This window comes from Pseudomonas sp. IT-93MI4 (assembly GCF_949767635.1).
Classification (GTDB): domain Bacteria; phylum Pseudomonadota; class Gammaproteobacteria; order Pseudomonadales; family Pseudomonadaceae; genus Aquipseudomonas; species Aquipseudomonas putida_A.
Genome location: NZ_CATKPP010000011.1, coordinates 684249 through 697237, shown reverse-complemented (window position 1 = coordinate 697237; position 12989 = coordinate 684249). Strand labels below are relative to the sequence as shown.

Below are 12989 nucleotides of genomic sequence, written 5' to 3'. Positions count from 1 at the left end.
TGTGTGAAGGCGCTCCCTGGAAACGTCCTGCATTACTCTTCACGGGTGGACTGCCCAAAACGGCTTTTGCGCTTATACTAGCGCTCTTAACGCCTGGGCCCGGGTGCCCGCGCCAGTAAAAATCCAAGGAGTTTTTCTATGCGCTGGAGCAATCCTCTCGCTCAGCTATGTGTATGTGCCAGCGTCCTGCTGGTTCCGTTCGCCGCCAACGCTGCAACGGAAGAAGACCCTTGGGAAAGCGTCAACCGCCCGATCTTCCAGTTCAACGACTTCGTTGACACCTACGCGCTCAAGCCGCTGGCGCAGGGCTATGAGTTCGTGACGCCGCAGTTCCTCGAAGACGGCATCCACAACATGTTCCGCAACGTCGGTGACGTCACCAACCTGGCGAACAACATTCTGCAGGCCAAGCCGGCAGCAGCCGGTGTCGATACCGCGCGTATCATCTTCAACACCACCTTCGGCCTGCTGGGCTTCTTCGATGTCGGTACCAAAATGGGCCTGAATCGCAGTGACGAAGACTTCGGTCAGACCCTCGGTTACTGGGGCGTCAGCAGCGGCCCTTACGTGATGCTGCCGTTGCTCGGCCCGAGCACCCTGCGTGATGCACCGTCCAAGTACGTCGACAGCTACACCGGTCCGTACCGCTACATCAACGACGTGCCTGTCCGTAACTCGGTGTTCGGCCTGAACATCGTCGACACCCGCGCCAGCCTGCTGTCGAGCGAGAAGCTGATCAGCGGCGACAAATACACCTTCATCCGCAACGCCTACCTGCAGAACCGCGAGTTCAAGGTCAAGGATGGTCAGGTCGAAGACGATTTTTAATTTCGACCGATGACAAGAAGGCGGCCCATGAGGCCGCCTTTTTTGTGTGCGCTTATTTCATCTGCAGAATGGTCAGGCCGAGCTTCTGGCCATCGCCGTCCTGGGCCTTGACCCAGACCACTTCGGTCTCCGCCTCCAGCCCGCTCAGCGCCGCATGATCGGAATCGATGCGCACGCTCAAACGGTCACCGACCGCGAACTGGCGCGGTGCTTCGACCTGCATGCCGCTGCTGGAGAGGTCGATGCACACGCCGGCGATCTCATCACCTTCATGAATCAACACCACATCGGCATCGACCCGCATGCGTATGAAATCGCGCTTTTCGCTGTAGTCCCGACCGGTTTGACTCATGGCTTCGACCTTCCATTGGGTTACGGTTTGAGCTGTTCTTATAACTCTCGGTGATTTGACAAGTAAAGTCGTCAAGCGACCATCGGCGCATGCTTGAAACGCCCCGCGGATGGGAGTACCGTCTGCGCCTTAGAAGGGCACCTCTGGTGCAATCGCGTTCCGGCTCAATGCTCGAAAGCGGTGCAGCAGAGAGGCTAGAAAGCGAATCCAGTAGTCTGAGCCGGGCCGATGCCCCGCCTGCTACGCCAACCTAATTCTGGCGCCGTTTGCCCACATGCCAAAAACCAGTGCCACGCTGCTGATAATCGATGATGACGAAGTAGTGCGCGCGAGCCTCGCGGCCTATTTGGAAGACAGTGGTTTCAGCGTCCTGCAGGCCAGCAACGGCCAACAGGGTCTTCAGGTATTCGAGCAAGACAAGCCCGACTTGGTCATCTGCGATCTGCGCATGCCGCAGATGGGCGGTCTCGAACTCATCCGTCAGGTCACCGAGCGCTCACCGCAAACGCCGATGATCGTCGTTTCGGGTGCCGGCGTGATGAACGACGCGGTCGAGGCGCTGCGCCTGGGTGCGGCGGACTACCTGATCAAGCCTCTCGAAGACCTGGCCGTGCTCGAGCATTCGGTGCGTCGCGCGCTGGATCGTGCGCGCCTGCTGCTGGAGAACCAGCGCTACCGCGAGAAGCTGGAGAAGGCCAACCGCGAGCTCGAAGCCAGCCTGAACCTGCTCCAGGAGGACCAGAACGCCGGTCGTCAGGTGCAGATGAACATGCTGCCGGAAAGCCCGTGGCGCATCGACGAGTTCCAGTTTGCCCACCAGATCATCCCGTCGCTGTACCTGTCGGGTGATTTTGTCGACTACTTCCGTGTCGACGAGCGTCGGGTGGCGTTCTACCTGGCCGACGTATCGGGCCATGGCGCCTCGTCAGCGTTCGTCACGGTGCTGCTGAAGTTCATGACCACGCGCCTGCTGTTCGAGTCCAAGCGCAACGGCACGTTGCCGGAATTCAAGCCTTCGGAAGTCCTTGGTCATATCAACCGGGGGCTGATCAGTTGTAAGCTGGGCAAACACGTCACAATGGTCGGTGGAGTCATCGACGAGGAGACCGGTTTGTTGACCTATAGCATCGGCGGCCATCTGCCGTTGCCTGTGTTGTACACGCCTGACAGTGTTCGTTACCTCGAAGGCCGCGGTTTGCCGGTGGGCCTGTTCAATGAGGCCACCTACGAAGATCACGTGCTTGAGCTGCCTCCGACGTTCAGCCTGACGCTGATGTCCGACGGCATTCTGGATCTGTTGCCAGAACCGACGCTCAAGGAAAAAGAAGCCGCTTTGCCCCAACGGGTGAAGGCGGCGGGCGGCAGCCTGGATGGTCTGCGGCAAGTGTTTGGATTGGCCACGCTAGGGGAGATGCCGGATGATATCGCCCTGTTGGTGTTGAGCAGGAACCTTCAATGAGTACCGGTAGAATCCAGTTCGCCGAGCAGGACGGCACCTTCGTCCTGAAGTTCGTCGGTGAAGTTCGCCTGACCCTGTGTTCGGCGTTGGATGCGACTATTGAGAAAATCTTCACCGCGTTGAATTTCAACGCGATCGTGATCGATTTGACCGAAACCCGCAGCATCGACAGCACCACCCTCGGCCTGCTGGCCAAACTGTCGATCCTGTCGCGGCAAAAGGTCGGCCTGCTGCCGACCGTCGTCACCACCCACGAAGACATCACCCGTCTGCTGCAGTCGATGGGCTTCGAGCAGGTGTTCAACATCGTCAACCACCCGGTGCCGTGCCCCGAGTGCCTGGATGACCTCCCGGATCAGGACCAGTCCGAAGAAGTGGTGCGGATCAAGGTGCTCGAAGCGCACAAGATCCTCATGGGCCTGAACGACTCCAATCGTGAAGCCTTTCATGATCTGGTTAACGCCCTCGAAAGACACTGATTCTTTGGGGTTGAGGTTGTCTGTTCCGGCCTCTTCGCGGGCAAGCCCGCTCCCACAGTGATTGAGTGACCCCGAGATCTTCATTCCACACCTGACCCTGTGGGAGCGGGCTTGCTCGCGAAGGCGCCAGTCCAGACGATGCATCTTTCAGCACGCATAAAAAAAGGGCGAACCCGTTTGGGTTCGCCCTTTTTTTATGTTTCAGCGACTCAGATCACAGCTTGGCCTGCAGCAGCGCCTCGAGCTTCTCCTGGTCACGGGCAAACTGACGGATGCCCTCAGCCAGTTTCTCGGTAGCCATCGCGTCTTCGTTGGACAGCCAGCGGAATTGCGCTTCGTTGAGGCTCAGGCGCGCTTCGCCGGCGTGGCCCGGGGCGAGTTTGCGCTCCAGTTTGCCGGTGTCTGCCGCGAGCTTGTCGATCAGGTCCGGGCTGATGGTCAGGCGATCGCAGCCGGCCAGTTGCTCGATCTGGCTCAGGTTGCGGAAGCTGGCACCCATGACCACGGTCTTGTAGTCATTGGCCTTGTAGTAGTTGTAGATGCGGGTGACCGACTGCACGCCCGGATCATCGGCGCCGGTGTAGTCGTTGCCGTTAGCCTTCTTGTACCAGTCGTAGATGCGGCCCACGAACGGCGAGATCAGGAACACCCCGGCGTCAGCGCAAGCGGCAGCCTGAGCGAAGGAGAACAGCAGGGTCAGGTTGGTCTGGATGCCTTCCTTCTCGAGGATCTCCGCAGCGCGGATGCCTTCCCAGGTCGAAGCGATCTTGATCAGCACGCGGTCACGGCCGATGCCGGCCTTGTCGTACAGCTCGATCAGGCGATGCGCACGCTTGAGCACGGCGTCCTGGTCGAACGACAGGCGCGCATCCACTTCGGTAGAAATGCGGCCCGGAATCACTTTGAGGATTTCCTGGCCGACAGCGACGCCGAAACGGTCGCTGGCCAGACCTACGTCGCCCTTGCAGTCGCTGACGCAGGCGTTCAGCAGTTCGGCGTAGGCCGGGATGGCGGCTGCCTTGAGCAGCAGGGAAGGGTTGGTGGTGGCATCGACCGGCTTGACCCGGGCGATCGCTTCGAAGTCGCCGGTGTCGGCAACTACAGTGGTCATCTGTTTGAGTTGTTCCAGCTTGGAAGTCATGGGTGTGCTCTGTCCTGTGGGTTTGACGACATTACCCGAGCGTTGACAGCCACTCAAGGGCATCAAGGCGCAACGGGTTCCCCGGGGGCAACAACCTGAGAACGGCTGTTTGAACGGTGGGGCGCGGTATCGATGAATACGATGCCAAAATCGGCCGCAGGTTCAAAGCAACTGACGGCCAGCGCCCCTTGAGCACATTGATAGAGGTTATTGCTGGCTTAGCTGGGTTTTGACCGCAGTTTCTGCCGGTTTCGGCTGGCCATCGGACGTCAACAGACCGAAATTCTTCTCGCGGTCATTGCTGCCGGTGTCGCTGTTTTTCCACTCGTAAATCGAGGTAAGGGCAATGTTGCGGGTTTTGATATCGGCGACGAATGCGCTGATTTTGCTGGCCTGACCCTCAATCCCGCCGTTGGAGGCGAGCGCCGAGATGCCCCATTCGCTGATCACCCCCGGCAGATGGAAGTTCTGCTGGATAAACGCCTGGGCGTTGCTGATCTGCGTGCCGCTCATGCCGTAGGGATGGTAGGAGACCGCGTTGAGGCATTTGGGGTATTCGCTGACGATTCGGTTGAGTGCCACGGTGGACGCCGAGCCGGCAGTCGGCGGCCGGGCGAAGCCAAAACCGATCACCGGGACAGTCTGGGGTTTGTCCTGCAGGGTTTTGCACGCTGCGCTCATGAACGGCACGAAGGTCGTGTCGAAATTGCCGGTCGGCCAGTAGGTGCCGAGGTCCGGCTCATTCCATAGCTCGATCGCCACCAGTTGTGAGCCATAGGTCGCTGCCAGGCTGGTCAGCGCGTTGGCATACGCGACCCCCGCGTTCGCCAGTTCATTGGCCGGTAACGGCTTGGTCGCGCGCAGGGTCATCAGCACCGGCAGACCGGCCGCGCGGGCCACGGCGAAGGCATTGCTGATCTGCTTCTGGTAGGCCGCGCTGGGCAGGCTGTCAGTCCATACGCCAAAACGCACGAAACTGAAGCCGGTGGCTTTGACGTGCTCGGCGTCGGCAGCGGAGAAGGTCTGGACTTTGACCTGAACCCCGATGGTTTTATTGGCGGGCAATGCCGGGAACAGTTCATTGGCCTGGCTCTGGCCGGTTGCCGCCAGCAGTAACAGGGTCAGGGCGCTCAGGGGTTTGAGATGGGCTGATTTCATGTCGGTTCTCCGGGTGAGAAGTGACAACGGCGAAAAGATATCTCGAGATAACTGTTTCGAAACTGACAATGGCACTAAGTGCGCCAATGTTAATTTTTGTCAGGAAAACCAGACCTGAAAATCACAGTTATTTTTAGTCCGTTAATTGTGTTTTGGCGGCTTTTGACCCTGTGGTACTTAATACGCTGGTACTAACAGGGCGAATCTATTTCTGAGTGCAGAATGATCTAGTGGGTTCATTAAAATCCGCTCTAGATGTTGGCAGAATGATATTACACAGGAATGTAAACCTTGTTCAAAAAGATCCTCGTCGTGTGCGTTGGCAATATTTGCCGAAGTCCGACAGCAGAACTTCTGCTGCGCAACGCGCTGACCCCCTCAACCATTTCGGTGACGTCCGCAGGTCTTTCTGCGCGGGTCGGCGAAGGCATGGAAGCCTCGGCGCGCCAGGTGCTGGAAGACCACGGGCACAGTGCCGAAGGTTTCCAGGCCCGGCAATTGACCGCCGATATCGTCAATGAATCAGACCTGATTCTGGTCATGGAAAAACAACATGTGAATCAGGTGCTGAAGATTGCCTCGCACGCCCGAGGCAAAGTATTTCTTCTCGGCAAGTGGCAGAGCGAACGAGAAATACAGGATCCGTATCGTCAAGGTAAGGCCGCTTTTATTCATGCCCATGCATTGATTGAAGATGCTGTTAGCTCGTGGGCGCAGCGCCTCGGACATTGATGAATATTCTTCAGATCAGTGAATGGTAAGAAAGACTTATGCAATTACCGTCAGTAATCGCCAACCGTGATAACGATCAAGACAGTATTGATCTTCTCGGCATATTCGGCAGTTTGATCGACCAGAAATGGTTGATCGGTGCATTCACCGGTGCATTCATGGCCGCCGGCGTTGCCTATGCGGTATTGGCGACGCCGGTGTACCTGGCGAACGCGCTGGTGCAGGTCGAACCGAAAAAGAACGACATGCTCGGTTTTTCCGACCTCAGTAGCATGCTCGGCGGGCAATCGCCGTCGGTGACCGAAATCGGCATCATCAAATCCCGTGCGGTGATCGGCAAAACCGTCGATGACCTGCGCCTGGATATCGACGTCACCCCCAACACCTTCCCGGTGGTCGGCGGTTTTCTCGCCCGGCGTTATCGCGGTGAAACCGAGTTCAGCGTGGCGCCGCCGCGTTTTGGCTTCAACAGCTACGCCTGGGGCGGCGAGCGTCTGGAGTTCACTCGGCTCAATCTGCCCAAAGAGTTGTTGGGCAAGAAGCTCACCCTGGTGGCTGGCGAACAACAGCACTTTCAGTTGCTCGATGACAACGACAACCTGTTGGTCGAGGGCGTCGCCGGCGAAGCCTTCGCCCAGGACGGCGTCGAGGGTTTGATCGAGCGCCTGCAAGCCAACCCGGGTACTCGCTTTGAAGTGGTGCGCAATCCACGGATCGTGACCATTCAGGGTTACCAGGATGCGCTGGATATCTCCGAGCAAGGTAAAGAGTCGGGGATTATCCGTCTGGCGCTGGCCAGCGCCGATGCGGCCGAGGCGGTGAAGATCCTCAACAAAATCGCCGCGCTCTACGTGGACCAGAACGTGCGCCGCACCTCGGCGGAAGCGGCGCAGAGCCTGGCGTTCCTGCAAAGCCAGTTGCCGCAGGTCAAGCGTGATCTGGCCAAGGCCAGCGATGCGCTCAACGCGTATCAGACCCACGGCAAGACCGTGAATATTTCTCTGGAAACGCAATCGGTGCTTGGTCAGTCCGTGGCGCTGGAAACGCGGATTTCCGAGCTGAAAATGCAGCAGGCGGAAATGGATCGCAAGTTCACCAAACAGCATCCGGCGTATCGCGCCTTGATGTCGCAGATCGGTGAGTTGACCCAGCAGCAGAAGTCGCTGGAAGGCAAGGTCGGCGATCTGCCGGCCACGCAGCAGGAGCTGCTCAACCTGACCCGCGATGTGGAAGTGGCTTCGCAGATCTACACGCAGTTGCTGAACAAATCCCAGGAATTGGACATCGTCCGCGCCGGGGCGGTGGGCAATGTGCGCCTGATCGATCCGGCGGATGTTGACCTGAGCAGCCCGGTCAAACCGAAAAAAGCCCTGATCGTGCTGATCGCAACGTTCCTCGGCGCCTTTGTCGGCGTAGCCCTGGTGCTGTTGCGCAAATCGTTGAGCAAAGGTCTGGAAGGGCCGGAAGCCATCGAACAGCTTGGGCTGCCGGTGTATGCCTCGATTCCCTACAGTGCCTTGCAGCGCGAAGAGGACACGAAAAAGGGCCGGGCCAAAATCACCGCCGAAACACCGGCCTATCTGCTGGCGCTGCGCAACCCGACCGACTTGTCCATCGAGTCGATCCGCAGCCTGCGCACCTGCCTGCATTTCGCCGCGCTGGATTCGACCAACAACCGCATCATGATCTCCGGCCCCAGTCCGCAGGTCGGCAAGACCTTCGTCTCCTCCAACCTCGCCGCGGTCATGGCGCAGAGCGGTCAGCGCGTGTTGCTGATCGACGCCGACATGCGCAAGGGCCACTTGCACAAGACGCTGAATGTACCGATCGCCAATGGTCTGTCGGACCTGCTGGTCAAGCGCTGCAGCATTGAGCAGGCGATCAACACGGTGGAAATCGACAACCTGCACTTCATCAGCCGTGGTCAGGTTCCGCCGAATCCCTCCGAGCTGCTGATGCATGCCAACTTCCGCGACCTGCTCGCCGAACTGAGTCAGCGCTACGACGTGGTGATTATCGATACGCCGCCACTGCTGGCGGTGACGGACGCGGCGATTGTCGGGCGTGAAGCCGGGATCAGCCTGATCGTCACGCGGTTTGCGGTAAACCCGGCCAAGGAAATTGAAGCGACCATTCGCCGCTTCGCGCAGAACGGCATCGAGCTCAAGGGCGCGGTGTTCAACGGCGTCGAGAAGCGCGCTGCCAGCTACTACGGCAATGGCAGCTATGGCTATTACAACTACGAATACGCGTCGGACAAATCCTGAAATCAGGGGCGTTCCAACAGGCATGAAAGTGGGTGGGTTGTGAAGAAAATACTGCACGTGGCTGAAACGATAAAAGGTGGGGTCGCCACCGTTATCCGCACCATCTCGGCGTCGCCCGAAGGCCAGGATTCGAATTACGAGCTGGTCTATCTGGTGCCGCTCGACCAGAAACAAGAGCTGCACGGCATTGATGCACAGCAGATTCGCACGTTCGAACGCAGCGGGCGTGATGTGCGTTCGCTGCTGCGTTTTGCCTGGCAACTGACCCGGGTGATGCTCATGGAAAAACCCGATGTGGTGCATTTGCACAGCACCTTTTCCGGGGTGATCGGCCGCGCGGTCTGTGTGCTTCTGCGACCGTGGCGCAAGCCGAAAATCGTCTACTGCCCGCACGCCTTTTCGTTCCTGATGGAAAGCTCGCCGACCAAGCAGAAGATCTACGCATGGATCGAGCGGGTCCTGCAGCGGGTCACCGACGTGATCATCTGCGTCAGCCGCTACGAGATGGACAAGGCTGCGCGGTTCGGCATTCAGCGCTCGCGCATGAAGCTGATTTACAACGGCATCCACCAGCGAGACGAAGCGCCGAAGGCCGAGAGCCCCGCGCCGATCCATCTGCTGTTCGTCGGTCGTCTCGACTACCAGAAAGGTTTCGACGTGCTGCTCAAGGCCTTCGCCAAGGTGCAGCGAAGTGATCTGAAACTGACGGTGGTCGGCAGTGCGGTCAACGAGGACACGGTCGAGTGCCCTGAGATGGACGCGGTCGAGTACCTGCCGTGGGTCACGCCGGCCGAAGTGCAGGCGCTGTATCAACAGGCCGACGCGCTGATCGTTCCGAGCCGCTGGGAAGGTTTTGCCATGGTGCCGCTGGAAGGCATGGCCATGGGCTTGCCGGTGATCGCTAGCAACTGCACGTCACTGCCCGAACTGGTCACCCATGAAGTGTCCGGCTACGTCTTTCCCACCGGTGATCATCAGGCGCTGGCCGACGTGCTGGCGCGAATCCAGAAGCCGCGGTTGCTCGACCTCGGCAGCGAAGGCCGGAACATCGTGCGCGAGCGCTTCAGTGCCGCGCTGATGATCCGCCAGACCTACGACGTGTATTGCGCTCCCACTTATTAAGTAGAACTCAAGCTTATGAACGTAACGATTTTGCATGGCTACAGTGCCTCCAACTCCGGTGACGGCCTGCTCGTCGATCTGGCCATCGCCTTGGTGCAGCGCAACTTTGGCGAAGACACCGCGATCAATGTCGTGGCGTCCGACCCGCAGTCTTTCGCCTACTTGCCGTACCCGCGATTCGACGCGCCGGTGATGGCGGCCAAGGGCCTGGGGCGGGTCAAGCAGGCGGTGTTTCTCAATCAGTCGTATGCCGGGCTGGCGGATCTGTTGCGCAAGACCGATCTGATCGTCGGCGTCGGTGGCGGCTACATGCGCTCCAAAAGCGCCTTCGAGCACATCAAGCTGAAACTCGGCCACGCCAAGCAACTGGAAACGGCGATCCTCAGCAAGGTGCCGTCGGTGTACCTGCCGCAAAGCATCGGTCCGTTCCATGGCGAGAGCCGCCAGATCGTCGATCACTACGCCAGCGCCGATGCGGTGTTCGTGCGCGATAACCGTTCCTCGGCAATGTTCGATGCCTGTGAAAACGTCTACCGCGCGCCGGATCTGGCGGTCCAGTCGCTGGCCAGCAAGATCCTTCAGCAACCGAAGTTCACCCGCTGCGCCGCGTCGCCGGCCACTGTGTGCGTGGTGCTGCGCAAGCCGCCGGAGTGGAGCAAGGACAAGAAGGTCGCCTACGTCGCCAACCTGAAGTTGCTGCTGCAGCGCCTGAAGAACAAAAGCAAAGTGGTCTGCGCGGTGCAGAGCGCCGTTCGCGGCAACGATGACGGTGCGTTCTATCGTGAGTTGGGCATCAGCGAAGACCTGCTGTCGTTGAAGGCGACGATTGCCAAATATCAGCCGGACCTGGTGATCTCGGTGCGTCTGCACGGCGCCATCGAGTCGCTGCTGTCCGGTGTCCCGGCGTACCACATCAGCTATGAGCGCAAAGGCTTTGGCGCCTATCAGGACATGGGCGTGGAAGACTGGGTGATCAACGGTGGCGACATCAATGTCGAGCAGATCATCGACACCGTGTACGCGCCGAACGCGCTGTCGAACTTCGGCAAGCGCCTGACCGACACTTGCCGCGAAATCGAAGCCAAGACGGTGATGATGGACGAGATCATCAAAGGCGTCGTTCGATGATATTTCGCTTGCTGCTGCGCGGCGGAGCCTTGGGCGCGAAGTTTCTGCTGGTGTTGGCCATCACCCATTACCTGGGCTACGAAGCGCTGGGGTTTTATGGCGTGGTGGTCGCAGCGTCGCTGATCGCTTCGAAGTTCTACAGCGTTGGATTCAGTTCCGAGATCAACCGGTTGATCAGCGTCGGCGGCAGCTCGCGGCGGGTGGTCGACAAAGTCCTGTTGCTGTACCTGGCAGTGGGGCTGCTGCTGTCGCTGCTGACGGTGGGGATTTACTCGCTGTTCCAGCAGGTCGAGGCGAGCACCGCGTTGATTATTTGCGTGACGCTGGTGCTGCTCACCGAACACCTGTCGTTCGAGATCAACTCGTTCGTTTTTTCTGCGCAGAAGGCCACGGCAGGCGCGCTGCTGTTCTTCATCAAGACCGGTCTCTGGGCGCTACTGGCAGTGGGCGGGATGATGCTCGACTGGGTCTCCGGCATCGCCAGTGTGCTGTGGCTGTGGGTGGCCGCCAACGTGCTGGTGATCGTCGCTGGTTACCTGATCGTGGTGAACGTGCACAAGGGCCGGGTCAGCGAAGCACTGACAACCGCGACCGTGTGGAAAGCCGGGTTGCCGTTTTATTTCGGCACGGGGTTGATCGCCTTGAGTCAGTCCGTCGAGCGCTTCCTGATTGCCGATCTCGAGCCCTACGCCAGCTTGGGTAAATATGTGTACGCGTGGTCGGCGGCGAACACTTTGCAGGCGCTGTCCTACGCGGTGGTGGCGGTGGTGGGGATTCCGGTGCTGGCCAAGCGGTTTCAGGCGGATCAGCAGGCGTTCACGGTCACCCATTTGTTCGTCAACAAATGGGTGATGCGCTCGCTGCTGGTGTCGGCGGCGGTGGCGGTGCTGATCTATCTGTTCTTCAACGTGGTGCTCGATTACGTCGCCAGCAGCGTGCCGCGTCCGGATAACGCGATCCTCGGTGTACTGATTTTTTCCTTTGCCCTGCGGGCCATCGGCGACATCGTCTGGGGCGGTCTTATCGCTTCGAAAAACAGTCGGGTGTCATTCGCCAGCGCGGCCATTTGCTTGCTGGTGTCGGTGCCGGTCAGTTACCTGCTGATCAAACACTATTCGATTTATGGCGCGGCGTGGGGCAATGTCTTCGCGATCATCGTCCAGCTCGGAGTGATCGCCGTGTTGACTCGGGCGACCCGTGCCAAAGGGGCGCTGGCATGGGGTTGAAGTTGCCGTGCATCGAGTTTCGCGGCCGCAAACTCGATTCTTCGCTGTCGTTCCTGATTCTGTTCACCGGGCTGTTTCTGTCGGTGGCGATGCCGCTGCTGATCCCGCGCGCTCCGGGCCCGGATGCGATGACATTGTGGTCTTCCTATGCGCGCGCCGACAACTGCAATTTCTGGAACCCGTTCTCGCCGGATCGCTCCTCCTACGAGTGTTCGGCGTTCCTGCTGCGGCCCACCGGGATCAACCTGACCAACGCCTGGGCCTACGGGATGTTCTGCAATTTCTTCCTCACGGCGATTCCGGTAGTGGTGTTCCGGCGCATGCCGCTGGCGATCTTCGGCACCCTGTGCCTGTGGGGAATTGTGCGTTCGTTCTTTCTGGAAAACCTGACCAAGGAAATCATCGTTTCGGTGGCGGTGCTGAGCATCTTGTTCAGCTCGCTGACGCGCAAATACCGCGGCGGTTTTTTTCTGTCGGCGGTGATCTACGGCGTGCTGATCCGGCCTTACTGGATTCTGTTTTCGTTGTCGTGGGTCGGCGTCTGCGTGATGAAGAAGTATGTGTCGCGCTTCACCTTCTTCCTGATGCTGTTCCTGTTTTACCTGGCGGTGGCCATGGCGATTCAGCTGGCGTTGGGGTTTCCGGTGTCGTCGATTCGCGCCAGCAACAACGAGTTGCGTACGGCGGGGGAGGAGGGTTCGAAATCGTTGATCGTCTCGTGGCTCAGCGGCAGTGACTTCGTCTCGCAGGCGCTGGACTCGATGATCATCTTCTTCCGGCTGTCGTTCCCGGTAGAGCTGATTCTGTTGTCCGGGCCGGGCCAGGTGATCTTTGTGGCGCTGATGATCATGACCGCGCTGCTGCTGTTCAAAGTCATCACCTCCACCGATTACAAAGGCGCGCCGATCGAGACCAAACCCAAGGAGCTGATCGCGATTCCGCTGGCGTTCCTGCTGGTGCAAGGCTTGTTCGAGCCGGATTTCGGTTCCTTCGCCCGGCACTTTTCCATGGTGGTGCCGGTGTTGTTTGTCGGCTTGGGTCTGATGTTGCGCGCCAACAAACCGGTGCGGGTTGAATCACGAGTTCTGAATTGAGGC

At 59.2% G+C, this 12989-nt stretch carries 12 protein-coding genes; 9 read left to right on the top strand and 3 right to left on the bottom strand.

Annotation, left to right across the window (positions count from 1 at the left end; genetic code table 11):
* Positions 1-138: 138 nt before the first annotated feature.
* The gene (locus ACM6I7_RS10490; protein ID WP_115989289.1) at positions 139-828 is read left to right on the top strand and encodes a VacJ family lipoprotein; all 690 of its coding nucleotides are present in this window, start codon (positions 139-141) and stop codon (positions 826-828) included.
* 52 nt (positions 829-880) lie between these two features.
* On the opposite strand, the gene ACM6I7_RS10485 is transcribed toward ACM6I7_RS10490, so the two are convergent.
* Entirely contained in the window at positions 881-1180 is a 300-nt protein-coding gene (locus ACM6I7_RS10485; RefSeq protein WP_134786945.1) for a PilZ domain-containing protein, read from the bottom strand.
* A gap of 274 nt (positions 1181-1454) precedes the next feature.
* Between ACM6I7_RS10485 and rssB the strand changes: the two genes are divergently transcribed.
* Positions 1455-2639, top strand: a complete 1185-nt coding sequence (rssB, locus tag ACM6I7_RS10480; RefSeq protein ID WP_414888519.1) for a two-component system response regulator RssB — start codon at positions 1455-1457, stop codon at positions 2637-2639.
* A complete protein-coding gene (rssC, locus tag ACM6I7_RS10475; RefSeq protein WP_003226553.1) occupies positions 2636-3118 on the top strand; it encodes an anti-sigma factor antagonist RssC in 483 nt (160 codons plus the stop codon). The genes rssB and rssC overlap by 4 nt, the downstream gene beginning before the upstream one ends.
* A gap of 214 nt (positions 3119-3332) precedes the next feature.
* Here rssC and tal read toward each other — a convergent pair whose 3' ends face one another.
* Both tal and ACM6I7_RS10465 read right to left on the bottom strand, forming a co-directional pair.
* Positions 3333-4259, bottom strand: coding sequence for a transaldolase (tal, locus tag ACM6I7_RS10470; protein ID WP_027611470.1), 927 nt, complete (start codon positions 4257-4259; stop codon positions 3333-3335).
* 207 nt (positions 4260-4466) lie between these two features.
* Complete coding sequence (locus tag ACM6I7_RS10465) at positions 4467-5417, bottom strand: hypothetical protein (RefSeq protein WP_027611471.1); 951 nt, start codon at positions 5415-5417, stop codon at positions 4467-4469.
* Positions 5418-5708: 291 nt separating this feature from the next.
* Between ACM6I7_RS10465 and ACM6I7_RS10460 the strand changes: the two genes are divergently transcribed.
* Genes ACM6I7_RS10460 through ACM6I7_RS10435 form a run of 6 tightly spaced genes read left to right on the top strand, consistent with a single transcriptional unit; the run spans position 5709 to position 12986 of the window.
* Positions 5709-6149 (top strand): low molecular weight protein-tyrosine-phosphatase, encoded by a 441-nt coding sequence (locus ACM6I7_RS10460; protein WP_027611472.1) that lies wholly within the window; start codon positions 5709-5711, stop codon positions 6147-6149.
* A gap of 38 nt (positions 6150-6187) precedes the next feature.
* Positions 6188-8416: a polysaccharide biosynthesis tyrosine autokinase gene (locus ACM6I7_RS10455; protein ID WP_414888518.1), complete on the top strand. Its 2229-nt coding sequence runs from the start codon at positions 6188-6190 to the stop codon at positions 8414-8416.
* A 39-nt stretch (positions 8417-8455) separates the two neighbouring features.
* On the top strand, positions 8456-9538 hold the full coding sequence (locus tag ACM6I7_RS10450) for a glycosyltransferase (protein WP_414888517.1): 1083 nt from the start codon (positions 8456-8458) through the stop codon (positions 9536-9538).
* Positions 9539-9553: 15 nt separating this feature from the next.
* Positions 9554-10666: a polysaccharide pyruvyl transferase family protein gene (locus ACM6I7_RS10445; protein WP_414888516.1), complete on the top strand. Its 1113-nt coding sequence runs from the start codon at positions 9554-9556 to the stop codon at positions 10664-10666.
* Entirely contained in the window at positions 10663-11892 is a 1230-nt protein-coding gene (locus ACM6I7_RS10440; protein ID WP_414888515.1) for a polysaccharide biosynthesis C-terminal domain-containing protein, read from the top strand. Before ACM6I7_RS10445 ends, ACM6I7_RS10440 begins: the two co-directional genes overlap by 4 nt.
* Entirely contained in the window at positions 11883-12986 is a 1104-nt protein-coding gene (locus ACM6I7_RS10435; protein WP_003226536.1) for a hypothetical protein, read from the top strand. Before ACM6I7_RS10440 ends, ACM6I7_RS10435 begins: the two co-directional genes overlap by 10 nt.
* Positions 12987-12989: the final 3 nt, after the last annotated feature.